Genomic DNA, 22,329 nt, shown 5'->3' on the forward strand with positions numbered 1-22,329 from the left:
CCCGATAATCTGCATAACCGCAGCACAGCGAAACGCACCGGGAACAACCGGCTCGCATGGCGCAAAAAGCCCTGCTATCGACACAGGCGATGGCAACAGATTTTTCCGACCCCTTCGATCAGATCGTCGATGCGCCGTTCGACAGCGCCTTGTCCGAACGATATCTCGTCTATGCGCTGTCGACGATCACCGCGCGATCGCTGCCCGACGTTCGTGACGGGCTGAAACCCGTTCATCGGCGGCTGTTATGGGCGATGCGCCTGCTTCGGCTCGACCCCAATCAGGCGTATAAGAAATCGGCGCGCGTGGTCGGCGATGTCATCGGCAAATATCATCCGCACGGCGACCAGTCGGTCTATGACGCGATGGTCCGTCTCGCGCAGAACTTCGCGCTTCGCTATCCGCTGGTCGACGGGCAGGGCAATTTCGGCAATATCGACGGCGATAACGCCGCTGCCTATCGCTATACCGAAGCGCGATTGACCCAGGTCGCGATCGACCTGATGGCGGGTCTGGATGAAGACGCCGTTGATTACCGCGCTACCTATAATGGCGAGGATCGCGAGCCGGAGCTGTTTCCAGGCCTGTTCCCGAACCTGCTGGCGAACGGCGCGAGCGGGATCGCGGTGGGGATGGCGACCAGCATTCCGCCGCACAATGCCGCCGAACTGATCGATGCCGCGATCATGCTGATCGATCAGCCGGGGGCGGATGACGCACAGGTGCTCACCCATGTCAGGGGGCCGGACTTTCCCACCGGCGGAGCGGTGGTGGACAGCCCCGAAGCGATTGCAGAGGCATATCGTACCGGCAAGGGATCGTTCCGAATGCGCGCGCGCTGGGAGGTGGAGGTTCTGGGCCGCGGGGCCTGGGTCGCGGTGGTTACCGAAATCCCCTATGGCGTGCAGAAGGGCAAGCTGATCGAGCAGATTGCAGGGCTGATCAACGACAAGAAACTGCCAATCCTTGCCGATATTCGCGATGAATCGGATGCCGAGATACGCATTGTGCTGGAACCGCGCAGCCGTTCGGTCGATGCCGAACTGCTGATGGACGGCCTGTTCCGCATGAGCGATCTGGAAAGCCGGTTCGGGCTGAACCTGAATGTTCTGGACGCAACCCGGACGCCGCGAGTGATGAGCTTGCGCGAAGCGTTGCTCGCATGGGTCGATCATCAGTTCATCGTGCTTCGCCGCCGGACCGAACACCGGCTGGCGAAGATCGCCGATCGGATGGAATTGCTCGACGGCTATATCATCGCGTTCCTCAACCTTGACCGGGTGATCGAAATCATCCGGACCGAGGATGAGCCGAAAGCGGTGATGATGGCCGAATTCGACCTCACCGACCGGCAGGCCGAGGCGATCCTGAACATGCGGCTGCGCAGTTTGCGCAAGCTGGAGGAAATGGAACTGAAGCGCGAGCGCGCCGATCTGGAAAAGGAGCAGGATGACCTTACCAAATTGCTCGGTTCCGATGCGCGCCAGCGGACGCGGCTGAAACGCGATCTCGGCAAGATACGCGATCGCTACGGCCCCGAAACCGCGCTTGGTGCGCGAAGAACGCGGATCGAGGAAGCGGCACCCGCGCGCGAAATCCCGCTGGAGGCGATGATCGAACGCGAACCGGTGACGGTGATCCTTTCACGCCTCGGCTGGATTCGCGCGATGAAGGGACATGTAGACCTTTCCACCGCCGATACGCTGAAGTTCAAGGAAGGCGACGGACCGCGCTTCGCCTTTCATGCGCACACGACCGACAAGTTGCTTCTGGCGTCCGAAACCGGGCGTTTCTACACGCTGGGCGCCGACAAGCTGCCCGGCGGCCGGGGCTTTGGCGAACCGGTCGGGCTGATGATCGACCTGAACGGTGACATTGCAGGGCTGCTGACTGCAAGCATGGCCGACAAGATTCTGGTGGCGGCAAGCGATGGACGCGGTTTCATCGTGAAGACGTCCGATGTTCTGGCCGAAACGCGAAAGGGCAAGCAGGTCGTCAATCCGCGCAAGGGCGCGACACTGAAGGTCGTTCGCCCGGTCGAGGCGCAGGATGATTATGTCGCGTCGATCGGCGACAATCGCAAACTGGTGGTTTTCCCGCTCAACGAACTTGCCGAACTGACGCGCGGGCAGGGGGTGCAGCTTCAGCGGTATCGCGACGGCGGCTTGTCGGATGCGCGCACCTTTCGTTTCGAAGAGGGGCTGAGCTGGACCATGGGCGGCGAACAGGGGCGAACGCGCACCGAAAGCGATATGAGCCAGTGGCGCGCGGCGCGCGGCGCGGCGGGGCGAATGCCGCCCAACGGATTTCCGCGCGATAATCGCTTCTGATCCTGTGCTTTGACGGGAAATTAACCAGTCGGGATGTAGCGCACGAACCAATGGTATTTCATCGGTCCAGAACGCCGAAGACGGATTTTCCGCCCAAACCGGAGGAGCGGGCATCGTCGGGCCATGGCGCGGACCCGGCACCGATGTCGGCCATGCTCGACCTGCTGCCCATTCCCGCCGCGATCGTGACGTTGAGCAACGGTGAACTGTGCTTCGGGGCGGTGAATCAGCCATTTCGCCATGCCGGGCTGGGCACTGCCGCCGCACAATCCCCGCTCGTGCAGCATCTTGGCAACGCTATGAAACGCTTCCTGCTTTCGCGCGATTCGCGTCACAGCTTTTCATGGGAACTCGGTTCGTCGGTCGATTGCCGCTATTTTCAGGTAACCCTTGCGCGGCGCTCGGCGTGCGGTGCCGATCCGCAATGCCTGGTCAGTCTGGTCGATCAGACCGGCGAGCAGCGCACCGAACACAGCCTCCGGCGCGAAATGAGCACCGATGCGCTCACCGGGCTGCCCAACCGGACGGGCTTTGGCGATCTGATCGACGCTACGATCGACGATGCCCGCCGCGACCAATATGCGGTTCTGGCGATCAATCTCGACCGGTTCAGCCGGATCAACGCCTGTATGGGCGGGGTGTCGGGGGACGAACTGCTGATTTCGGTGGCCCGGCGGTTGAAAGGCGCACTTCGCGGACGCGACGTACTGGCGCGAACCGGCGGTGATGAATTCGCCATCCTTCTCGTGCTGGACGACGGACCGGAAGACGCCGTCCAGGTGGCGTCACGCATTCGCGGCGCGCTGGCCAGCCCGTTTCGGCTGTCGGATTTCGAAATTCGCGTCGATTGCGCCATCGGCGTTGCGCTGGGGACCGACAATATGCGCGTGGTGGAGGATATGATCCGTCATGCCCAGTTCGCGGTCAACCGCGCCAAGCGCACGGGCCGGACCGAAATCTATCAAAGCCAGATTTTCGCGCTAGCCCGCCGCCAATTCGGTATCGAAACCGAGTTGCGACGGGCGATCGATACCGGCCGGATGATGCTGCATTATCAGCCGATCTGCGATCTGGCGACCGGCCGGGTGGTGTCGTTCGAAGCGCTCGCCCGGTGGCGGAACGAGGCGGGGCAGGAAATTCCGCCGAGCGAATTCATTCCCGTGGCCGAAGAATCGGGCCTGATCGTTCCGCTGGGTCGCTGGGCGATCGAAGAGGCGGCGAAAACCCTGTCGCTTTGGGATCGGGGCGGCGAAGCGGCGCAGGGTGTGAAACTGGCGGTAAACCTGTCGGCGATCCAGCTTCAGCGAGACGATGTGCCGCAGCTGCTGCAGGATACGCTTTCCCGATACGCCCTTGGCGGCGACCGGATTACGCTGGAACTTACCGAAAGCGCGATCGTGTCGGACCCCGATCGAATCACGAAACTGATGCACGCGTTGAAGGAAATCGGCGCGACACTGGCGATGGACGATTTCGGCACCGGCTATTCGAACCTTGCCTATCTTCAGCGGCTGCCGATCGATGTGTTGAAGATCGACCGCAGCTTCGTTGCCGGCATGTTGGCCGATCGCGACAAGATCGCCATTGTGCGCGCCGTCCTGTCGCTTGCGCAGGCGCTGGGCATGGCGACCACTGCCGAGGGCATCGAAACCAACGAACTGGCCCAGACGCTGGCCGCGCTCGGCTGCACCTATGGACAGGGCTTTCTATACGCGCGTCCGCTTGCGCCGAATGCCGCGTATCAGTTCCTGCTTGATCGCAACGCCTGATCGACCTTTGCATCGGCAAGGGCTTCGACCCGCCCCTTGTCGGGAAAGCCTTCCGCGATCCATTGGTCCTCGATCTCACGCAGCAGTTGAGCAACTTGCGGTCCCTTGCCGATACCGCGCGCCACCAGCGCGCCTCCGGTCAGTGGGAAGCCGGGAACCGGCCAGTCCATGATACGGCGAATTGCGGCCTCGCTGTCGCTCATATCGGTCAAAATCAGCCGATCGAGCGCGCTCTCGCGCCCCAAGCGATAGGTCAGTTCCTCGGCTGACCCCGCGGCATCGACTGCTGCATGGCCCAGCCGCCTGCGCTGCGCATTGGAAAGTTTCAGCCGCGCCCCCACATTCTCGGCCGTTTTCGGATCGCGCGGCAAGAGTGCAGCCAGCCGGCGGATGGGATCAGGAGCGAGGCCGGCTTCGACTTCCCGGTTCACGCACAGGTCAAGGCGCGCAACGCCGCTTGTATCGATTTCCGGCAGCACAGGCTTGAGCACCTGATGCTCGATCATGAGCGCGACTACTGCCACGGCCGAGCGTGCGACGAGCAGCTTCAGCATTTCGTCGGCAATGCGTTCGCGCGACAGCGCCATCAGGTCGTTGGCTCGCGCGATGCAGGCGGAAAGGCCGGATTCGTCGGGCGAATCGCCGAACCGGGCGAGGAAGCGGAAGAAGCGCAGGATACGCAAATGATCCTCGGCAATGCGCTGCAACGGATCGCCGATGAACCGAACGCGGCGCTGCGAAAGATCGCCCAGCCCGTCGAAATAATCGAAAACTTCCCCCGACAGGGGATCGGCGTACAGTGCATTGATAGTGAAATCGCGTCGCGCGGCATCGGCCCGCCAGTCATCGGTAAAGGCCACCGTCGCGTGGCGTCCGTCGGTTTCCAGATCGTGACGAAGCGTTGTTACTTCGATCGGACCGCTGCCCAGGATGGCGGTGATCGTGCCGTGTTTCAGGCCGGTCGGAACGCTGCGGATGCCGGCATCGGCAAGCATCGCCAATATCGCGTCGGGCCGGTGGATGGTGGCCATGTCGACATCGGCAACCCGTATGCCGATCAGCGTGTCGCGCACCGCGCCGCCGACGAATCGCGCTTCGCCGCGATCGGCGCCGAGCGCCTGGCCGAGCGCATCCAGCCCCTCTCGGTCGCGCCAGGGTGCATCGGGGAGTTTCATGGCGTCCAGGACAGCCTGCGCGACAGGTTGACGATCATCGCCGCGGTCGCGCCCCAGATCCTGCGTTCATCCCAGAATATCTCGTAATAATGCCGATTGCGGCCCTGCCATTCGACTTCCGCTTCCAGATGATTGGTGGCGTCGAGCAGAAAGTCGAGCGGTACTTCGAACACATCATCGACCTCACCGGGTTCGGCACGAAAGCGAAGATCGGGCGGAATAACGCCGACCACCGGCGTGACCTGAAATCCGGTGATGGTGCGATAGCGGTCGGCCAACCCGACGATCCGCACCTGATCGGCCGGCAGAGCGATCTCCTCATGCGCTTCGCGAAGCGCCGCGGCGACCAGATCGGTATCGCTGTCGTCCTTGCGTCCGCCGGGAAACGCGATCTGGCCGGCATGATTGCGCAAATGGCGGGTGCGCTGGGTCAGGATCACGCCCGGATGGGGGCGATCGGTAACCGCGACCAGGACTGCCGCGTCGATCAGCGTGGTATCGCCGCCAAGCATCGCATCGCCGTCATCGCCGGTCAGCAGCACGACATGATCGGGTGAGGCGTCGCCCAGTGCTTCGGAAAGCCGTTCGAACAAGCTCATTCGGCATCTCCCACGGCGAAAAAAGCCCTGTCGCTCCATATGCCTGACGGGCCATCTTGATCCGCAAGAATGCGTTCGGCCAGTTCGTAATAGACTGGCCGGGCGAGCAATGCCTCCAGCCCGTATCGGACCAGCAAATAGGGGTGCGGACCGTTAGCGGTGGCGACAAAGCGGATGGGGTGGTCGCCGTTCGCCACGACAAGGTCGCCGGTGTTGAGCCGAAAGGCGAGGCGCGATTGACGCCCCGTGCCCTCCGCCTTCATTTCGACGGCCACGAAAGGCGCATCGTCCACCGCGATTGTCAGTTTCTCGACCGGCGTGACCAACACATATCCACCATCCGCCTCGCGCCGCAAAATGGTGGAAAACAGCCGCACCATGGCGGGGCGGGCGATCGGCTCGCCGCGATGATACCAGCTGCCGTCGCGCGTGATCCGCATTTCGCTGTCGCCGCAGCGCGCCGGGTTCCAGCTTTCCACCGGTGGCAGACGACGATCCTGCGCCAGCCGGGCGATTTCGGCGAGCGACAGCGATTCCAGATCGGGTAACGGCGGCATCGGCATCGCGAAACCGCCTAGGCCAGGGTGGCGGCCGACCGCAAGCCGGATCGGGGTGCGGGAAGCGGGCGAGCCTCCAGCCGGCCGTACGAAAAGGGAAGCGCCGCGCCGCGCGAAAGCAGCCGGTGGCGCTCAACCGGGCCGGGTAGCTCCCAATTTCCTGTTGCATCGGCAGTGAAGCCGAACGGTGCGTAATAGCCCGGGTCGCCAATCAGCATCTGCGACCCGGTGTCGGCAGCGGCCCCTGCATCGACCCGCCCCAGTATTTCGCGCAGCATCGCCCGCCCGATCCCGATATTCTGATGATCGATATCCACCGCGATCGGCCCCACCATCACCAGCGGCGTCGTCCGCGCGCCATCGCGAAGCTGTACCGGCCAGCACTGTATCGAACCTACCAGTTCCCCCCCGTCACTGAGCGCAGCCAGGCTGAGCGCGTCCATGGGCAGCGCCCCGGCGCGGATATGGTAAGCAGTGCGGTGATGCCGGTCGGTCCCGAACGCGCGATCGAGCAGCGATTCGATCGCGCCGGGATCGATCCGGTCTAGAGGGACGAATTCTGGCTGCACGACATTTCTGCTGGCAATGGACGGGACGGGCCGCGCGCTTTAGCGTTGCGGATGATCGAGCGCAAAGCCAATCGCAAGGAAGCGGCCGATGAAACTATATGATGCCGAATGGGCGCCCAGTCCGCGCCGGGTGCGGATATTCCTCGCTGAAAAGGGAGTGGACGTCCCGCGGGAGACGATCGATCTGCGCAAGGGCGAACAGTCCGCGGATCCCTATCTGAAGATCAATCCGCGCGGCGCGGTGCCTGCGCTCGAACTCGATTCGGGCGAAGTGCTCACCGAATCCGCCGCGATATGCCGCTATATCGAAGCGTTGCATCCCGAACCCTGCATGTTCGGCGCCACTCCCCTGGATATCGGCAGGATCGAAAGCTGGACCCGCCGGGTCGAATCGGACGGCTATGCCGCGGCAGTTTATGTTTTCCGCAACTGCCAGCCGCGCCTTGCCGGGCGGGGCGAGCCGGGGCATTGGCCCACGATTCCGCAAATTCCCGAACTCGCCACGCGCGGCGGGATCATGTGGCGTGCCTTTACCGAAGCGCTCGACAACCGGTTGACGCAAAGCGAATGGCTGGCGGGAGATTCGTACAGTTTTGCCGATATCACTGCGCTGATCACAATTGACTTCGCGCGTGCGGCGCGGCTGGAGGTGGGCGATGGGCAGGCGGGAATCCAGCGCTGGTACACGGCTGCTTCGGCTCGCCCCAGCGCGTCGGCATGACGCTTATACCGCCAGGACAGCACACCTTTAACATATCCAGCAGGGCAATGTTCACCTGAAGCCTCAGGTTCATGCTTTCAGCGCATGCCGGGTCGCTCGCACGGCCTCATCGATAATCGCGCCTGCCGGCGATGGGGGGGGCGTTGAGATAAGCTGCAGCGCGATCCCGCGCAGAAGTCCAAGCAGGTACACGGCCATCGCCTCGGCGTCTGCGTCTGCCCGAACCGAGCCATCGCGAACCCCTTCGTTGATTTTGTCGGCTAACAAGCGCCGGAATCGAGCGTCCTGTCGTGCGTAAAGCGGCATCAGGACGGGGTCGGCTGCAATCGCTTCGCCCCACATCTGCAAAAATGCGCGGGCAGCGGGGCGTTGATTATTGATATTCTTTAGATAGGCACGAACCGTATCTGCCAGCCACGAGCCAGCGCTGCCCCCCGGTATGGGAAGATCGAAAGTCTGGGCGTCGCGCATCACTGCGCGGAGCAAATTTTCGCGGTTGCCGAAGTGATGAGAGACGATCCCTCTGCTGTATCCGGCGGCCTCGCCGACCTTCGCCAGAGTGAGTGAGCGCGAACCTTGCTCGGCGATAAGGGCCGTCGCGGCAGCCAATACCTTTCGTTCGGTTTGCGCGCGCCGCTCTTGCTGCGTCCGGCGAGCGGGAGTCTGATCGGGCATCAGGACTATCCAGAATTCGGTTCAGCGAAGCATGTTTTCGCCAGCGTGGTTGCTTACCACGCCGATAGCAAGCGTGTGTAAGGAGACGCAAGCTGCGCAAAAGAAACAAACGAGCAATGGTATTGCATCTTAACGCCGTTATGATACTTGCGTGTCGGATAACAACTATATGCGAGATGTAGACATGGCGCACGCAGCACTCGTTCTGATTCACGGAAACCCCGAGTCTGCAATCGTTTGGGGACCACTCATCGGAGCCCTTGATCGGGCGGACGCGATTGCACTGTCCCCACCAGGGTTTGGTTCACCCGCGCCAAGCCGGTTCGAACCGTCGCTGTTGGCGTATCGCGACTGGCTTGCATCCCAGCTGGAATTGTTCCGTGCTCCGGTGGATCTGGTGGGACATGACTGGGGCGGTATCATCGTTGCGGCGCTGGCCATGGTGCGGCCGGATCTGGTTCGCAGCTGGGCCTCGGACGCGCTCGGCGTATTTGCGCCGGATTATGTCTGGCATGCGCGTGCGCAGGCATGGCAACAGGAAGGTGTGGGCGAAGCCTCGGTCGAGGAAATATGGGGAGGCGACATGGCGCAGCGTCTCTCGGTAACCTTGTCCCTTGGCATGACCGGACGCATGGCGGAGCGGGTTGCGGCAGGCATGGACCTGGAGATGGGTAGCACCGTGCTCAAATTGCTGCGGTCAGCACGACAACCGGCGATGGCTGAGGCTGGGCGGCTTTTGACTGGCGCTGCCAAACGGCCGGGCCTTGCTCTCATCGCGGTAGACGATTTTGGGCGTGCGAGCGGCACAGTGGCGCAGCATGAGTGGGCCGCGCAGCATGCGGGTGCGAAAATGGCGTATTTGGAGGGGGTCGGCCATTGGTGGCCGGAAGAGACGCCCGCGCCAGTTGCCGAAGCTCTGACGACGTTTTGGGGCAATTTGCAAGATTCTGCTTAGGCTCCCGACAACGGGTTTCGGGGTGCTGTGAGACGTCATATTTTGGCTCACATACCCCATTTCCTGTTCGGCATATTCTGCTTGTCGATCCGCTGCGCCTCCATGTGCTACAGCGCGCGCTCGTTCATCCATTGCCAAGGCGTAATCCATTGCCCGACAGCCTTCAGCTTCAGGTTCACGATCTCGAAGTTCAGGTCCTGACCGGCGTCTATTCCGAAGAGACGCATCTTCCCCAGCCGCTGCGTATTTCGATCACTGCGGATTTCGAATGTCCGGAACATTTCGAACCCGATACGCCGCTATCGGCGTCGAAAAGCTATCTCGACCTGAAGCATGCCGCGACCGGTGCGCTGCCGCAGGGCGTGCATTTTACGCTGATCGAGGGGGTTGCCGATCATATCTGCGACACGGTGTTCATAAGCGACAGGCGAGTGCGCCGGGTAGAGGTGAAGATCGTCAAGCTGGCGATCGCGGAAGCCGGTGAATCGATCGGCATCACGTTGGTGCGCGAGCGCAAGCAGCCGTCATGACGCTGGCGCTGGTCACCGGCAGCACGCGGCGACTGGGTGGGCACATTGCCGCGCGACTGGCCGATGCGGGGTATGATGTGGCGCTGCACGCTAGCAGCGATCCGCTGGCTGAAGACTGGCTGGCGCGTCGGCTGGACGCCAGCGGGTGTCGCTGGTCCTGTTTCGACGCGGACCTGTCCCGCGACGATGTGGCGATGCACTTGGTTGCGCGCGCGGCGGAGCATTTCGGTGCGCCGCCGACGCTGCTCGTTAACAACGCCTCGCTTTTCGATCCTGACGAGGCCAGCGTTCCCGACATGGCCGCGCTCGACCGTCATTTTCGCGTGAATACCGGCGCGCCGCTGCTCCTCGCCCAAGCGGTGGCCGAAGCGGGTGGGGAGGATAGGGCGGTCGTCAACATCGTCGATCAGCGCATCCGCAATCCGCACCGTGATCAGCCCGCTTACACCTTATCCAAACAGGCGCTGGCGGAAGCGACCCGGCTGTTGGCGCGAACGCTTGCCCCCGATGTCCGGGTGAACGCGGTGGCGCCAGGACTGACCATGGCGACGGAGGATTATTCTAAGCCGCAACTGGAGCGGCTATGCGCGATGATGCCGCTGCGCCGATTGCCGTCTGCCGAAGATATCGCCGATGCAGTGCTGTATCTTGCGTCCGCCCGATCGGTGACCGGGCAGACGCTGTTCGTCGATGCGGGCGCTTCGATGGTCAGCTTCGACCGCGATTTTATCCACTTGGCGCGGTGACCGCCGGCTGTTCGCCGCATGGCCCCAGCTGGTTGCGAACGAACTGATAATCATCACGCGCCGCTGCGGCGTTTGACGGTTCCTGCCCAGCGAGCGCCGCATCGGGCAACTTCTGCGGCAGGCCGCAGGCGAGGCGATACCATAGCAGCGTGTCGGGCCGCGGCGGACCGGCCGAATTATCGACGATATCGCCGGTGGATACCGACCATTGCCGCTGCTGGTTCGGGCGGCTGAGAATCGAGATCGAAATCGGCGCGTCGCTGGTAGTGAGAAAGATTTGCGTTTCGCCTTCGCCGGGAATGGTGCCGGGGACGTGAAACGCGTTTCCGATTCCGGTGAGGGCGGGCGGCGCGTCCTGACTGACCGATTCGGTTATGATCGATCGCACCATTCTATCGAGTTCGGGCGACCATGGCTTCTGCGCATCGCGCGCGACAAGCTGTAACTGGGCGGGGCGGCCGGGCACGGGCCGGGCAAAGGCGATCACCCGCATGTCGCGCAGGCGCGGCGGCCGTCCGTCCGGGCTGAACGGAACATCGACCACATATCCGACGCGCGCAGGCAAGGCGCCGCTGCCGCCGATCAGCGCGTTGACGTTAATCTGTTCGTAAAAACGCGCATATCCGGGGGGTGCGTCGGCCGCTTCCTGCCCCTTGATTCGGACTGCGCTGTTAACCACGCCGTCGATCACCAGCGGGGATTGCAACGCTAAGTCTGCGATCGCGGTATAGGACGGAGCATCAGACGCTATAGGGCGTTGTATTTGCTGAGACTGCGCGGGCGCGACGAAAAAAATGGTCGTCGCAAGCGCAACGGTGCGAATAATTGTTGGGAAACCAGTCATGGCGTGCGACGTTAAGCGATAGAGCGATTCCGATACAGCAATAAATCTGCCATTGGCCGATTGCAGGACGGAATTGTTCGACAAAAGCGTTTGCGTCCATCCGGGCGTCACGATAGAGACTCGGCCTCCGGGCGGCACGAACCGGGATGGGTGGATACTGGCTATCCTACGTCCGTCCGGGATTCTATCCGCCAAGGCGTTAAGTAATTGAGGAGTGACTTCGCTGAATGGCTTATGCTGACCGGGATGTTGCTGGTAGCCGCGTCATCGCGATCGTTATGGTCGCGGTCATTCTCGCCGCTGTCGGTTATGCTTTCGTCACGGGTCTCGCATATCAGTACGTCAAAAAGGTTCAGGATAACCTAGAGACGTTCGATATCGACGAGCCGCCGCCCCCGCCGCCGGATGAGCCGCCGCCGCCGCCGCCGCCGGACACACCCGTTCCGCCGCCGCCGCCGACCACCGTGGTCGCGCAGCCGCCGGTGGTTAAGGTTCCTGCTCCCGCGCCGATGATCCGTACGTCGGACATCATCCCGCCGAGCCAGCCTCCTGCACCGCCCGCGCCGCCGGCTCCGCCTGCGCCGCCTGCGCCCCCGCCCGCGCCGCCGGCTCCGCCGCGCGTCGCTTCGAAGGCGGAACTGCGCAGTGGTTCGATCAGCAATGCCGACTATCCGCCGGCAGCGCGGCGTGCCGGGGACGAAGGTCGCACGGTGGTTCGCTTCACCGTGGGCACCAATGGTCGGGTCGATACCTGTTCGACGGTGACGTCGAGTGGTTCGAGCGAGCTGGATGCTGAAACATGTCGCCTGATTGAGCGTCGTTTCCGTTACAAGCCCGCCGAAGATCCGAACGGGAACAAGATTCCCGAAACCAAGGTGCAGGGCGTTACCTGGAAGCTGGATCGCTGAGCCACCGGAAGCGAATCTTTATTTGAACGAATTCTTGCTAGAGGAAGATACCTGATATGTTCACCACTCTTCTTGCCGAAGGCGGCACGGCGGCAGCCGGGTCCAACCCGTACGGCTTGATCCCCGCGCTTCGCGAGGGCGGGCTGATTTCCCAGACAGTGTTCGGCATTCTGGTGCTGTTCCTGTTCGTCTCGCTCTACATCTTCTTCACGAAGCTGTTCGAGCAGCAGAAGATCATCAATCAGGGCAAGCGGGTGCGCGGCGCGTTCTGGCACTCCAACAGCCTTCGTGAAGGGGCGGCCAAGCTCGACAAGAACTCGGCCTATCGTCAGATCGTCGATGACGGCCTGGCCGCGCAGGAACAGCATGCCAAGCTGACCGATCCGGTCGAAGCGCATGACTGGTTGCACGGTTCGCTGGCGCGTTCGGAAGCGGAAATCAATTCTCAGCTGGGTGGCGGTCTGGCGTTCCTCGCGACCGTCGGTGCGACCGCGCCCTTCATCGGTCTGTTTGGTACGGTGGTCGGCATCTACCGCGCACTTATCAAGATCGGTGCATCGGGTTCGGCATCGATCGACCAGGTTGCCGGTCCGGTTGGTGAGGCGCTGATCATGACCGCGCTCGGTCTGATCGTGGCGGTTCCGGCCGTGCTTGCCTACAACTTCCTGCAGCGTCGCAACAAGTCGATCGCCGAAAACCTGAATGCGTTCTCGAACGACGTTCTGGGTTATCTGGCATCGAACGGCGCGGTCCGTCCGGACGTGAAGGCTGCCGGCACCAAGCCTGCCGCCAAAACCACGACCAGCGGGCAGACCGGCGGCGTGCCGAAAAAGCCTGCCTGATCGGCGGTTAATATGGATCGGCGGGCATCGTAACGCCCGCCGATCCAGCCGCCCGGAATGCTTAAGAGTAGACGATAGGATAACGCGCACATGGCGATGAGCGTAGGCGGAGATACCGCTGAAAAACCGATGTCGGACATCAACACGACGCCGCTCGTGGACGTGATGCTCGTGCTGCTGATCATCTTCCTGATCGCGGTTCCCGTCGTGGTCCAGACGGTCAACCTCACGCTTCCCGAGGTTGCGTTTGAACCGACCACGACAAAGCCTGAAAATGTTTCCTTGTCGGTGAAAAACGGCGCTGACGGGTGCGAGGTGTACTGGAACCTTACCCGCGTCGACAGCAAGGAACTGCTTCAGCGTGCGGCGGACAAGCTGGAAGCGGAACTCGACCGGCTGGGTTCGAACATCACGCCCGACGATCTGCCCGAAGTGCACATTCGCGGTGACGTGAACACGCCGTATAAGTGCATCGGCGGTACGATTTATACCATGCAGTCGGCGGGCTTTGCGAAGGTGGGCTTCATTTCCGAACCCCCTCCCGGTTCGATCCAGGTCAATCGCTGAACATCGCGGCTTTAGGAGTAGTTTGACATGGCAATGAGTGGCGGCAGCGATGATGGCGAGCCGATGATGGAAATGAACACGACGCCGTTGATCGACGTCATGCTCGTTCTCCTCATCATGTTCATCATCACGATCCCGATCCAGACCCATGCGGTGAAGGTCGATCTTCCTCAGCCGAGCGATCAGCCGCAGAACACGGTCGAACCTGACAAGAACAAGGTGATCATTTCACCGGAAGGTGCGATCACCTGGAACGGCCAACCCATTAACGAGGTTCAGCTTCGCCAGTATCTGGATCAAACGGTACGGATGAACCCGCAACCCGAACTGCATTTCCAGCCGGATCCGCAGGCTCGTTACAATCGCGTTGACGAAGTATTGGCGATCATCAAGCGCGCTAATGTTACGAAAATGGGATTTGTCGGCAACGAACAGTATCGCAACGATTTCTGACCGATCTCGATGGGATCAATATCGAAAGGGCGGCTTCGGCCGCCCTTTTTTGTTCATAGTGGTAATCGGGTAGAAACAGGCCTGACGGTTATTTCAAGATACATTCATGCACCGAAGGCGGTCATAAGCGAGCCGGCGGGTTGCGCCGAGATACGCGACAGCCTCGGAGATCACAGTAACCTCGATCCCGCTTATCGCTCGCATAGGGTCGGACGCTTTTGCGCGCCACCGTGACCGAATGCAGCGAATCTTCAGCAGCTATAAGCGGGGCAGGGTCACGCCGCGCTGCCCCATATATTTGCCCGCGCGATCGGCGTAGCTGGTTTCACACGGCTCATTGCCCTTCAGAAACAGGAACTGGCATGCCCCCTCATTGGCGTAAATTCTGGCGGGCAAGGGGGTGGTGTTCGAAAATTCGAGCGTCACATGTCCTTCCCATTCGGGTTCGAGCGGAGTGACGTTCACGATAATCCCGCATCGGGCATAGGTCGATTTGCCGAGGCAGATTACCAGTACGTCGCGCGGAACGCGAAAATATTCCACCGTGCGGGCCAGTGCGAAGCTGTTCGGCGGGATGATGCAGCAATCGGTCTTGCGATCGACAAACCCGCTTTCCGAAAAATCCTTCGGATCGACCACGGCGCTGTCGATATTCGTGAAAATCTTGAATTCATCGGCAACACGCGCGTCATAGCCATAGGAACTCAGGCCGTAACTGATGCAGCCTTCGCGCCGTTGACCCTCAGTAAACGGCTCTATCATGCCATTTTTTTGCGCCTGTTCGCGAATCCAGCGGTCCGAAAGAATGCTCATGCATTCGGGCTTAGGCGAAGCGGTGTCCGGCGGGCAAGCATGCGCGGCTATCCCTTTTGCGGCGGCAGGTCGGCGGGGCCGAACGCATGCGGCAACAGCGTACTGAGGTGATGCGTCTGATACACGTCGCCGCTTGATCCGGCGCAGTGAACCGCCAGGTCGCGGCCGCCCAACTGCGCGGCCTCGTTCAAAATCTGCCGACATCGCCCGCATGGGTGCACTGCCGCTTCGCTGTCGACGCCGATCGGCGATCCGCTGATCCCCACGGCCACCACATCGCCCAGCCTGCCCAGGTTGCCGACCTTAGCCATTGCCACCGTTTCAGCGCAGAGCGACAGGCCGTAGCTCGCATTTTCGAAATTCGCGCCGGTAACTATCTCACCATCGGACAGCAGGATGGCCGCACCGACCGCGAAGCCGGAATAGGGCGCATAGGCATTTTGCGCTGCATCGCGCGCTGCGTCGATCAATCGTTTCGCATCATCGGTCATCGGCGATCACATCCCAGTTTACCGTCCCGGAAACCCCATCGATCCGCCGGACGTCGCTTGCCCGCCACATCCGCCACGGTCGGGCGGTATAGTCCGGCGCGAAGAAGCGGCCTTCCACCCAGGCGGGGCGATCGATGATTTCACTGATCCGATAGCGTTTTTCGAATTGGCGCGACAGACGCAGCAGCATCGGTTTGCCCGCATGCCCTTCGGTCAGGCGCAAAAACGACGTCACGCGAGCGATTACGGTTTCGCGTGACGGCCGCGCGGTGCAATCGTCGCTGAAATCCAATGCCAGGGCAGCGGGCAGGGCATCGCCGGTGCGCGGCACCGTGCGTACGAAATTGGCCGCTTGCGCTGCTGCAGGGCTGCACAGGGAAAAGACGTGCACCGCGCCGCGCGGCATGTCCACCGCCTCAAGTGCGGCCCAGTTGTCGGCGAATCGCGTGTCGCGGCGATCCGCGCCGATCGTCGCGCGCACATAGGCGAAATCGGCCCCCTGCGCGCGGACCACGAACCAGTCGATCACGCCGTTCGCGCCGGTCACGTCAACCCCCTGAAGCGTATATGCGTCGCGTGCGGGATGCCAGCGGGTGGCGTAGAACGCGGCTGCCAGCGCAACCGCGCCGAACAGAATCGTAACCGCGCACGCAATCGTCAGCCGCCGCCGGAACGCATCGCTCACCATGGCTCAACCCTTGATGTGCAGGACGCAGATCAGCGTGAAAAGCCGCCGCGCGGTGGCGAAATCGACCGTGATTTTGCCCGATAGCCGCTCACGCAGCAATTCCGCCGCTTCGTTGTGGATTCCGCGACGCGCCATGTCGATCGTTTCGATCTGTTGGGGACCGGCCTTGCGGACTGCCTGATAATAGCTGTCGCATATGCTGAAATAATCGCGGATCGGGCGCCGGAAACGTGCAAGCCCCAGCACCAGCGTTTCGAGATGCCGGTCATCCGCGCGCAGAATGTCGATGGCGAGCCGCCCCTCCTCCACGCGCAACTTCACCTTATAGGGTCCGGCATAGCCGTCGGGATGTTTGCGCTGCGGTTCGAAATGATTTTCTTCGAGCAGGTCGAAGATCGCGATTCGCCGTTCCTGCTCGATATCGGCGCTGCGCCATAATATCGTGCCCTCGTCGAGCGTAACGTCGATGATCCTGGGATCGGCCATGCGGTGAGCGATGCCGATTTTGCGCGCTGATGGCAACGGGCGAAGCACGCGCCCCCGTTTTCCACAGCCACTTTGTCGCAATCGCGCTTGAGCGGCGCTGCCCGTTCTGAAAAGAGGCTGGATATGGCAACGAACCCCAGCAACGATACCGAATCCGCCGAAGCAATCCGGCTGCCCGCGAATGTGGAGGCGGAGGCCGCGCTGCTGGGCGCGATGATGATCGACAACCGGCTTGCCGACGAGATTATCGATACGCTTGATGCCGAGCATTTCTTCGAACCTGTACATGCCCGCATTTATGGCAAGATTCGCGAACTTCGCGTTGCCGATATGCTCGCCAATCCGGTCACGTTGCGCCCGCTGTTCACCGACGATGCGGGGATGAAGGCGCTGGGCGGCCCTGCCTATCTGGCGCAGCTTACCGGGAGCGGCGCGGGGCTGATCGGTGCGCGGCAATTCGCGAAGCAGATTTACGATCTCGCTATGTTGCGCGCGCTGGTGACGGTGGGGCGCACGCTGGTCGAACGCGCGATGGACACCAGCGAAACGGTCGATCCGCGCGCGCAGATCGAAAATGCCGAAGAGCTGCTGTATGAAGTGGCGGGCGAAGGCAATACGACCAATCAGGTCAAATCGTTCAGCGAAGCCAGCAAGATGGCGATCCGCATGGCGGACAAGGCGCTTAATTCGGGCGGCAATCTGTCGGGGATTACCACGGGCCTCGACAGCGTGAATGCCAAGATCGGCGGCATGCATCATTCGGACCTTATGATCCTTGCCGGACGGCCTGGCATGGGCAAGACGTCGCTGGCGACCAACATCGCGTATAATGCTGCGCGCCGGTGGATGGACGATATGGCCGCCGGAGTGCCGCCCGAAAAATCGGTTGGCGCGAAAACCGCCTTTTTCAGCCTGGAAATGTCGGCGGACCAGCTGGCGACGCGTATCCTTGCCGAACAATCGCGGATCAGTTCAGAAAATCTGCGCATGGGCAAGATCAGCAAGGCGGAATTCGCTCGCCTTGCCGATGCGGCGGCTGACCTGAACGATCTGCCGCTGTATATCGACGACACGGCGGGCCTGACGATCAGCGGCCTGCACACACGCGTGCGGCGGCTGAAGCGCAAGCTGGGCGATGAACTGGGCCTGGTGGTTGTCGATTATCTGCAACTTCTGCAGGGCTCGGGCAGGGCGCAGGACAATCGCGTGAACGAGATTTCCGAAATCTCACGCGGGTTGAAGACGCTGGCCAAGGACATGAACGTTCCGGTCATGGCGCTGTCGCAGCTCAGCCGCGCGGTCGAACAGCGTGAGGACAAGCGCCCGCAGCTTTCCGACCTTCGCGAATCGGGATCGATCGAACAGGACGCCGATATCGTGATGTTCGTGTTTCGTGAGGATTACTACATGGCGGCGAAAGAGCCGAAACTGCCGCAGGAAGGCGACGACGCCCGTGTGTTCGAAGACCATACCAAATGGGCGATGGACATGCAGCGCGTCGACGGTCTGGCCGAACTGATCGTCGCCAAACAGCGCCACGGCGCGACGGGCAAGGTGATCCTGCGCTTCGAATCGGAGATTACGCGGTTCAGCGACTATGCCGGCCATGATTATGGCGGGTATGACATGGGGGAGTGAGGCGGCTTTTCCGGGATGCTTCGATCGCGATGACGATTGCGCCGCCTCCTCGTAGTTGATCAGAACATCGGTTGTTCGGGGTCGCCGTCGGGAATGGGTGTGTGGATGCCGCATTCGGTCTTGTCCCAGCCGCTCCAGCGGCCCGAACGCGGGTCGTCGCCCGGCTTCACCTTGCTGGTGCATGGTGCGCAGCCGATCGAGGGGTAGCCTTGCGCTTCGAGCGGGTGGCGGGGCAGGTCGTGCGCTTCGAAATAGGCGTCGATATCCGCTTTTACCCAGTCGATCAGCGGATTGACCTTCAGCCGGTCGCCATCGAGTTCGAAGCGCGGCAGGGCAGCGCGGGTCGATGACTGGAACGCCTTTCGCCCGGTGATGCTGGCATCGAGGGGAGCAAGTGCCTTTTCCAGCGGCGCGACCTTGCGGATGGCGCAGCAGCCGTCGGGATCATAGGACCAGCGCAACCCGTTTTCGTCGCGCGCGGCGAGTTCTTCCGCATCGGGGATGAGGATTTGCAGGTTGGTGAGGCCGAGCCGTTCGACCAGCAAATCGCGATAGGCCAGCGTTTCGGGAAAATGCTTGCCAGTATTGAGGAACAGCACCGGGATCGCCGGGTCGGCTTTCGCGACCAAATGCAGCAGTACGGCGGATTCCGCACCGAACGACGATACCACGGCGACATCGCCCAGCATCGCATCGCCCATTACCGCCTTCAGCATTTCTTGCGTATCCCGGCCGCGGAACAGATTGTTGAGGCGGTGCGCATCGGCAGCGGTAAAGCGCGGCGCGACGTCAAGCCGGTCGATCCTGCGCGCGGTCGCTTCAGCCATGACGCAATTTCCACACCGGCGTGCGCGCATCGGCCGCGGGCTGATAGACATGGTCATAGCGGTCGAGCGCGCGGCCAAGCACCGCTTCGTCGACCTCTGCCGCGGGCGCGAAACTATCAAAACCGCAGCGGCGCATGAACGGAATCTGATCGACCAGCACATCGCCTTCGGCGCGTAGTTCGCCGCCATATCCCGCTTCACGCAGGATGCGCGCGGTCGAATAGCCGCGCCCGTCACGGAAGGTCGGAAAGCTGATTTCGATCAGCCGGATACGGGAAAGATGGGGAAGCAGCGAACGGACATCCTCCCCCGATTCGATGCGCACCGCGCCAGCGTTCGACTGGCCCAGAAAGGCGTCGAGCGTCACCGCCGGTTCATCATGCGGAGCATCATCGCGGAAATGCAGGAAATCAGCCATAAAGCGCCTCCTTGAACGGCTCCATGCCGACGCGGCGATAGGTATCGACGAAGCGTTCGCCCTCGGTACGGGCGTTCAGATAGACATCAGTCACCTTTTCCACCGCATCGACAATGCCCGCTTCATCGAAACCGGGGCCGGTAATCTTTGCCAGGCTGACATCCTCCGCTCCCGATCCGCCAAGCAGAAGCTGGTAATTCTCGGTGCCTTTCCGGTCGACGCCCAGAATGCCGATATGACCGGCATGGTGATGGCCGCAGGCATTGATGCAACCCGAAATCTTCAGCTTTAATTCGCCCAGTTCGCGCTGGCGCTTCGCATCGCTGAAGCGTTTGGCGATTTTCTGCGCCACGGGGATCGATCGGGCATTGGCAAGGCTGCAATAATCCAGCCCCGGACACGCGATGATATCGCTGATCAGGTCGAGATTGGCCTCGGCCAGTCCGGCTTTGCTCAGGCGCTGCCACAGTGCGTATAGGTCAGCCTTTTTCACATGCGGCAATACGATGTTCTGGGCATGGGTGACGCGCAGTTCATCGAAGCTGTAGCGCTCGGCAAGCCCGGCCATCACGTCCATCTGATCCGCCGAGGCATCGCCGGGGATGCCGCCCACGGGTTTCAGGCTGATCGTCACCAGCGCATAGCCCGATTGCTTATGCGCTTTTACGTTCTGGTCGACCCAGACGGCGAAGTCCGGATCGCTGCGATCGACCTCGTCCGGCGCATTCGCATCGAAGGCGGGAGGCGCGAAATAACCGGCGATCCGTTCGAACTCGGCGAGCGGCGGATCGATGTCGAGCGTTTCCATCGCGGCGAATTCTTCCTCGACCTGACGGGCATATTCCTCCGCGCCAAGATCGTTGACCAGGATCTTGATCCGCGCCTTGTACATATTGTCGCGGCGGCCGTGTCGGTTATAGACGCGAAGGCAGGCCTCCAGATAACTCAGCAAGTTAGTAACCGGCACGAAGTCCTTGATTTCCTTGCCGATGATAGGTGTACGACCCATGCCGCCACCGGCATAGATGCGCGCCCCGAATGTGCCGTCGCGCTCGACAATCTGAATGCCGATATCGTGCAGGCGCATCGCCGCGCGATCTTCGTCCGATGCGATCACCGCGAATTTAAATTTGCGCGGCAAATAACTGAATTCAGGGTGAAAAGTCGACCATTGACGAAGTAGTTCGGCCCAGGGGCGCGGATCCGTCACTTCGTCAGCGGCGGCACCTGCGAACTGATCCGATGAAATATTGCGGATGCAATTGCCGCTCGTCTGAATTGCATGCATCTCTACCGTGGCAAGATCGGCAAGGATATCAGGTGCTTCCGACAGTTTTATCCAGTTATATTGCAGGTTCTGCCGAGTGGTAAAGTGGCCGTATCCGCGATCATATTCGCGCGCGATTCTGGCCAGCATCCGCATCTGGCGGCCATCAAGCGTGCCATAGGGAATTGCCACGCGCAGCATATAGGCGTGGAGTTGCAGGTACAGGCCGTTCATCAGCCGCAGCGGCTTGAACTGGTCTTCGGTCAACGCGCCCGAAAGGCGGCGCTCCACCTGATCGCGGAACTCGGCGACGCGGGTGTCTACGATATTCTGGTCATATTGGTCGTAACGATACATTTCAGAGTACCCGGTTGGCCGCATCGGGATCGGCGGGTTTCAGGGTAAGGTCGGGGCGCACGGTAGGACCGAGCGCGCGCACACGGTCCTTGATATGCGCGGGCCGCGGTCCGCTATCCGACTGTTCGCCATCGATGACATAGGGCGAATTGACGCGACGCGCGCCCTCTTCGGCATGGGCGATCGCTTCGCCCTGATCGCCGACATCGGCCGCATCCTCGACATGACGCGACCAGCCGCTGCCGGTCCACCACACGACATCGCCGGTCGCAAGATCGTTTCCGGTCAGAATCTTCACGCCATCGCCTCCGCAACATTGGCCCAGCGGGTGAGCTTGTCCTGCGCATCGCTCAGCATCACCACTTCGCCCACCACGATGATCGCGGGGCTTTTCACATTCTCCTGAGCCACCATCGCGCCCAGATCGGCAAGCAGGGTGCGGATGGCGCGCGCACCCTCCAGCGTACCGCGTTCGAGCACCGCAACCGGCATGTCGGGCGCGACCCCATCGGACATCAGCTTTTCGGCGATATCGGCGGCGGTGGCGACGCCCATATAGATGACGAGCGTGCGACCCTTGCCCGCAAGGCCGGACCAGTCCTGTTCGGACAATCCCTTGCATTGGCCCGCGACGAAAGAAACCGCGCTGGACCAGTCGCGATGGGTAAGCGGGAGCCGCGCCTCCGCCGCGCAGCCGAGAGCTGCCGACACGCCGGGGATTACTTCCACCGCGACACCGGCCGATCGTGCAGCATCAACCTCTTCGCCGCCGCGCCCGAAAATGAACGGGTCGCCGCCCTTTAACCGGACGACGGTGGCCCCACCGCGCGCGCGTTCGATCAGCAGGGCGTTGATGCCATCTTGTGGCAAGGTGTGGCGCGCGCGCTTCTTTGCCACCGAAATCCGTTCAGCGTCGGGCGAGGCAAGGCCGAGGACGCGCGGGTCGACCAAACCGTCATGAACGACGATGTCGGCCGCCGCGATCGCCTTTGTCGCGCGCACGGTGAGCAGATCGGGACTGCCGGGTCCGGCGCCGATCAGGATGATGCGCCCCGATGCGGGGATGGGATATTCAGGAGCCATGGTGCAAAGATGCGCATCGCG

26 protein-coding genes are annotated in these 22,329 nt (G+C 61.9%); 11 read left to right on the top strand and 15 right to left on the bottom strand.

Annotated features, from left to right (window positions below):
• Positions 1–89 precede the first annotated feature (89 nt).
• Both parC and KY084_RS06330 read left to right on the top strand, forming a co-directional pair.
• On the top strand, positions 90–2,330 hold the full coding sequence (gene parC, locus KY084_RS06325; protein ID WP_219237592.1) for a DNA topoisomerase IV subunit A: 2,241 nt from the start codon (positions 90–92) through the stop codon (positions 2,328–2,330).
• 152 nt (positions 2,331–2,482) lie between these two features.
• On the top strand, positions 2,483–4,099 hold the full coding sequence (locus KY084_RS06330) for a putative bifunctional diguanylate cyclase/phosphodiesterase (protein ID WP_219237687.1): 1,617 nt from the start codon (positions 2,483–2,485) through the stop codon (positions 4,097–4,099).
• Here KY084_RS06330 and KY084_RS06335 read toward each other — a convergent pair.
• Genes KY084_RS06335 through KY084_RS06350 form a run of 4 tightly spaced genes read right to left on the bottom strand, consistent with a single transcriptional unit; the run spans position 4,072 to position 6,999 of the window.
• Positions 4,072–5,274, bottom strand: a complete 1,203-nt coding sequence (locus KY084_RS06335; RefSeq protein ID WP_425516720.1) for a CCA tRNA nucleotidyltransferase — start codon at positions 5,272–5,274, stop codon at positions 4,072–4,074. The two genes, KY084_RS06330 and KY084_RS06335, sit on opposite strands and share 28 nt — an antisense overlap.
• Positions 5,271–5,873, bottom strand: coding sequence for a CoA pyrophosphatase (locus KY084_RS06340; protein ID WP_219237593.1), 603 nt, complete (start codon positions 5,871–5,873; stop codon positions 5,271–5,273). Before KY084_RS06340 ends, KY084_RS06335 begins: the two co-directional genes overlap by 4 nt.
• A complete protein-coding gene (locus KY084_RS06345) occupies positions 5,870–6,436 on the bottom strand; it encodes a DUF1285 domain-containing protein (RefSeq protein WP_219237594.1) in 567 nt (188 codons plus the stop codon). Before KY084_RS06345 ends, KY084_RS06340 begins: the two co-directional genes overlap by 4 nt.
• 11 nt (positions 6,437–6,447) lie before the next feature.
• Entirely contained in the window at positions 6,448–6,999 is a 552-nt protein-coding gene (locus tag KY084_RS06350) for a GNAT family N-acetyltransferase (protein WP_343227964.1), read from the bottom strand.
• Positions 7,000–7,087: 88 nt separating this feature from the next.
• Between KY084_RS06350 and KY084_RS06355 the strand changes: the two genes are divergently transcribed.
• Positions 7,088–7,720 (top strand): glutathione S-transferase family protein, encoded by a 633-nt coding sequence (locus tag KY084_RS06355; RefSeq protein ID WP_219237595.1) that lies wholly within the window; start codon positions 7,088–7,090, stop codon positions 7,718–7,720.
• A gap of 69 nt (positions 7,721–7,789) precedes the next feature.
• Here the strand turns inward: KY084_RS06355 and KY084_RS06360 are convergent, their stop codons facing one another.
• The gene (locus tag KY084_RS06360; protein ID WP_219237596.1) at positions 7,790–8,395 is read right to left on the bottom strand and encodes a TetR/AcrR family transcriptional regulator; all 606 of its coding nucleotides are present in this window, start codon (positions 8,393–8,395) and stop codon (positions 7,790–7,792) included.
• Between the two features lie 184 nt (positions 8,396–8,579).
• Here KY084_RS06360 and KY084_RS06365 point away from each other — a divergent pair, with 184 nt between their 5' ends.
• The 3 genes from KY084_RS06365 (at position 8,580) to KY084_RS06375 (ending at position 10,626) form a co-directional block, all read left to right on the top strand.
• On the top strand, positions 8,580–9,350 hold the full coding sequence (locus tag KY084_RS06365; RefSeq protein ID WP_246586954.1) for an alpha/beta fold hydrolase: 771 nt from the start codon (positions 8,580–8,582) through the stop codon (positions 9,348–9,350).
• Between the two features lie 149 nt (positions 9,351–9,499).
• Positions 9,500–9,880 carry a dihydroneopterin aldolase gene (locus tag KY084_RS06370; protein WP_219237598.1) on the top strand — a complete coding sequence of 127 codons (381 nt, stop codon included), beginning with the start codon at positions 9,500–9,502 and terminating at the stop codon, positions 9,878–9,880.
• Positions 9,877–10,626, top strand: coding sequence for an SDR family oxidoreductase (locus KY084_RS06375; protein WP_219237599.1), 750 nt, complete (start codon positions 9,877–9,879; stop codon positions 10,624–10,626). The genes KY084_RS06370 and KY084_RS06375 overlap by 4 nt, the downstream gene beginning before the upstream one ends.
• On the opposite strand, the gene KY084_RS06380 is transcribed toward KY084_RS06375, so the two are convergent.
• Entirely contained in the window at positions 10,607–11,332 is a 726-nt protein-coding gene (locus KY084_RS06380; protein ID WP_246586930.1) for a hypothetical protein, read from the bottom strand. The genes KY084_RS06375 and KY084_RS06380 overlap by 20 nt on opposite strands.
• A gap of 365 nt (positions 11,333–11,697) precedes the next feature.
• Here KY084_RS06380 and KY084_RS06385 point away from each other — a divergent pair, with 365 nt between their 5' ends.
• From KY084_RS06385 to KY084_RS06400, 4 genes are all read left to right on the top strand, one after another.
• Positions 11,698–12,378, top strand: a complete 681-nt coding sequence (locus KY084_RS06385) for an energy transducer TonB (RefSeq protein ID WP_219237600.1) — start codon at positions 11,698–11,700, stop codon at positions 12,376–12,378.
• Between the two features lie 56 nt (positions 12,379–12,434).
• On the top strand, positions 12,435–13,220 hold the full coding sequence (locus KY084_RS06390) for a MotA/TolQ/ExbB proton channel family protein (protein WP_219237601.1): 786 nt from the start codon (positions 12,435–12,437) through the stop codon (positions 13,218–13,220).
• A gap of 90 nt (positions 13,221–13,310) precedes the next feature.
• Positions 13,311–13,787, top strand: coding sequence for an ExbD/TolR family protein (locus KY084_RS06395; protein ID WP_219237602.1), 477 nt, complete (start codon positions 13,311–13,313; stop codon positions 13,785–13,787).
• Between the two features lie 27 nt (positions 13,788–13,814).
• The gene (locus KY084_RS06400) at positions 13,815–14,240 is read left to right on the top strand and encodes an ExbD/TolR family protein (RefSeq protein WP_219237603.1); all 426 of its coding nucleotides are present in this window, start codon (positions 13,815–13,817) and stop codon (positions 14,238–14,240) included.
• Positions 14,241–14,498: 258 nt separating this feature from the next.
• Here the strand turns inward: KY084_RS06400 and dcd are convergent, their stop codons facing one another.
• The 4 genes from dcd to KY084_RS06420 are packed head-to-tail and all read right to left on the bottom strand — an operon-like array spanning position 14,499 to position 16,718.
• On the bottom strand, positions 14,499–15,053 hold the full coding sequence (gene dcd, locus KY084_RS06405; RefSeq protein ID WP_219237604.1) for a dCTP deaminase: 555 nt from the start codon (positions 15,051–15,053) through the stop codon (positions 14,499–14,501).
• Positions 15,054–15,100: 47 nt separating this feature from the next.
• Positions 15,101–15,544 (bottom strand): cytidine deaminase, encoded by a 444-nt coding sequence (locus KY084_RS06410; protein ID WP_219237605.1) that lies wholly within the window; start codon positions 15,542–15,544, stop codon positions 15,101–15,103.
• Positions 15,534–16,232 (bottom strand): glycoside hydrolase family 25 protein, encoded by a 699-nt coding sequence (locus tag KY084_RS06415; protein ID WP_219237606.1) that lies wholly within the window; start codon positions 16,230–16,232, stop codon positions 15,534–15,536. The genes KY084_RS06410 and KY084_RS06415 overlap by 11 nt, the downstream gene beginning before the upstream one ends.
• A 3-nt stretch (positions 16,233–16,235) precedes the next feature.
• Complete coding sequence (locus KY084_RS06420; protein WP_219237607.1) at positions 16,236–16,718, bottom strand: UPF0262 family protein; 483 nt, start codon at positions 16,716–16,718, stop codon at positions 16,236–16,238.
• 123 nt (positions 16,719–16,841) lie between these two features.
• Between KY084_RS06420 and KY084_RS06425 the strand changes: the two genes are divergently transcribed.
• On the top strand, positions 16,842–18,356 hold the full coding sequence (locus tag KY084_RS06425; RefSeq protein ID WP_219237608.1) for a replicative DNA helicase: 1,515 nt from the start codon (positions 16,842–16,844) through the stop codon (positions 18,354–18,356).
• A 59-nt stretch (positions 18,357–18,415) separates the two neighbouring features.
• Here KY084_RS06425 and KY084_RS06430 read toward each other — a convergent pair whose 3' ends face one another.
• Genes KY084_RS06430 through cobA form a run of 5 tightly spaced genes read right to left on the bottom strand, consistent with a single transcriptional unit; the run spans position 18,416 to position 22,308 of the window.
• Positions 18,416–19,183 carry a phosphoadenylyl-sulfate reductase gene (locus tag KY084_RS06430; RefSeq protein WP_219237609.1) on the bottom strand — a complete coding sequence of 256 codons (768 nt, stop codon included), beginning with the start codon at positions 19,181–19,183 and terminating at the stop codon, positions 18,416–18,418.
• Positions 19,176–19,601, bottom strand: coding sequence for a DUF934 domain-containing protein (locus tag KY084_RS06435; RefSeq protein ID WP_219237610.1), 426 nt, complete (start codon positions 19,599–19,601; stop codon positions 19,176–19,178). Before KY084_RS06435 ends, KY084_RS06430 begins: the two co-directional genes overlap by 8 nt.
• Complete coding sequence (locus KY084_RS06440; protein ID WP_219237611.1) at positions 19,594–21,225, bottom strand: nitrite/sulfite reductase; 1,632 nt, start codon at positions 21,223–21,225, stop codon at positions 19,594–19,596. Before KY084_RS06440 ends, KY084_RS06435 begins: the two co-directional genes overlap by 8 nt.
• Position 21,226: 1 nt before the next feature.
• Complete coding sequence (locus KY084_RS06445) at positions 21,227–21,523, bottom strand: DUF2849 domain-containing protein (RefSeq protein ID WP_219237612.1); 297 nt, start codon at positions 21,521–21,523, stop codon at positions 21,227–21,229.
• A complete protein-coding gene (gene cobA, locus KY084_RS06450; protein WP_219237613.1) occupies positions 21,520–22,308 on the bottom strand; it encodes a uroporphyrinogen-III C-methyltransferase in 789 nt (262 codons plus the stop codon). Before cobA ends, KY084_RS06445 begins: the two co-directional genes overlap by 4 nt.
• Positions 22,309–22,329 lie beyond the last annotated feature (21 nt).

It is taken from the genome of Stakelama flava (assembly GCF_019351405.1).
Classification (GTDB): Bacteria; Pseudomonadota; Alphaproteobacteria; order Sphingomonadales; family Sphingomonadaceae; genus Sphingomonas; species Sphingomonas flava_A.

Excerpts from the sequence above, each read along its gene's own strand:
- parC (WP_219237592.1), top strand. The coding sequence starts at position 90 with ATGGCAACAGATTTTTCCGACCCCTTCGATCAGATCGTCGATGCGCCG.
- KY084_RS06330 (WP_219237687.1), top strand. The coding sequence starts at position 2,483 with ATGCTCGACCTGCTGCCCATTCCCGCCGCGATCGTGACGTTGAGCAAC.
- KY084_RS06335 (WP_425516720.1), bottom strand. The coding sequence starts at position 5,274 with ATGAAACTCCCCGATGCACCCTGGCGCGACCGAGAGGGGCTGGATGCG.
- KY084_RS06340 (WP_219237593.1), bottom strand. The coding sequence starts at position 5,873 with ATGAGCTTGTTCGAACGGCTTTCCGAAGCACTGGGCGACGCCTCACCC.
- KY084_RS06345 (WP_219237594.1), bottom strand. The coding sequence starts at position 6,436 with ATGCCGATGCCGCCGTTACCCGATCTGGAATCGCTGTCGCTCGCCGAA.
- KY084_RS06355 (WP_219237595.1), top strand. The coding sequence starts at position 7,088 with ATGAAACTATATGATGCCGAATGGGCGCCCAGTCCGCGCCGGGTGCGG.
- KY084_RS06360 (WP_219237596.1), bottom strand. The coding sequence starts at position 8,395 with ATGCCCGATCAGACTCCCGCTCGCCGGACGCAGCAAGAGCGGCGCGCG.
- KY084_RS06365 (WP_246586954.1), top strand. The coding sequence starts at position 8,580 with ATGGCGCACGCAGCACTCGTTCTGATTCACGGAAACCCCGAGTCTGCA.
- KY084_RS06375 (WP_219237599.1), top strand. The coding sequence starts at position 9,877 with ATGACGCTGGCGCTGGTCACCGGCAGCACGCGGCGACTGGGTGGGCAC.
- KY084_RS06385 (WP_219237600.1), top strand. The coding sequence starts at position 11,698 with ATGGCTTATGCTGACCGGGATGTTGCTGGTAGCCGCGTCATCGCGATC.
- KY084_RS06390 (WP_219237601.1), top strand. The coding sequence starts at position 12,435 with ATGTTCACCACTCTTCTTGCCGAAGGCGGCACGGCGGCAGCCGGGTCC.
- KY084_RS06395 (WP_219237602.1), top strand. The coding sequence starts at position 13,311 with ATGGCGATGAGCGTAGGCGGAGATACCGCTGAAAAACCGATGTCGGAC.
- KY084_RS06400 (WP_219237603.1), top strand. The coding sequence starts at position 13,815 with ATGGCAATGAGTGGCGGCAGCGATGATGGCGAGCCGATGATGGAAATG.
- dcd (WP_219237604.1), bottom strand. The coding sequence starts at position 15,053 with ATGAGCATTCTTTCGGACCGCTGGATTCGCGAACAGGCGCAAAAAAAT.
- KY084_RS06410 (WP_219237605.1), bottom strand. The coding sequence starts at position 15,544 with ATGACCGATGATGCGAAACGATTGATCGACGCAGCGCGCGATGCAGCG.
- KY084_RS06415 (WP_219237606.1), bottom strand. The coding sequence starts at position 16,232 with ATGGTGAGCGATGCGTTCCGGCGGCGGCTGACGATTGCGTGCGCGGTT.
- KY084_RS06420 (WP_219237607.1), bottom strand. The coding sequence starts at position 16,718 with ATGGCCGATCCCAGGATCATCGACGTTACGCTCGACGAGGGCACGATA.
- KY084_RS06425 (WP_219237608.1), top strand. The coding sequence starts at position 16,842 with ATGGCAACGAACCCCAGCAACGATACCGAATCCGCCGAAGCAATCCGG.
- KY084_RS06430 (WP_219237609.1), bottom strand. The coding sequence starts at position 19,183 with ATGGCTGAAGCGACCGCGCGCAGGATCGACCGGCTTGACGTCGCGCCG.
- KY084_RS06435 (WP_219237610.1), bottom strand. The coding sequence starts at position 19,601 with ATGGCTGATTTCCTGCATTTCCGCGATGATGCTCCGCATGATGAACCG.
- KY084_RS06440 (WP_219237611.1), bottom strand. The coding sequence starts at position 21,225 with ATGTATCGTTACGACCAATATGACCAGAATATCGTAGACACCCGCGTC.
- cobA (WP_219237613.1), bottom strand. The coding sequence starts at position 22,308 with ATGGCTCCTGAATATCCCATCCCCGCATCGGGGCGCATCATCCTGATC.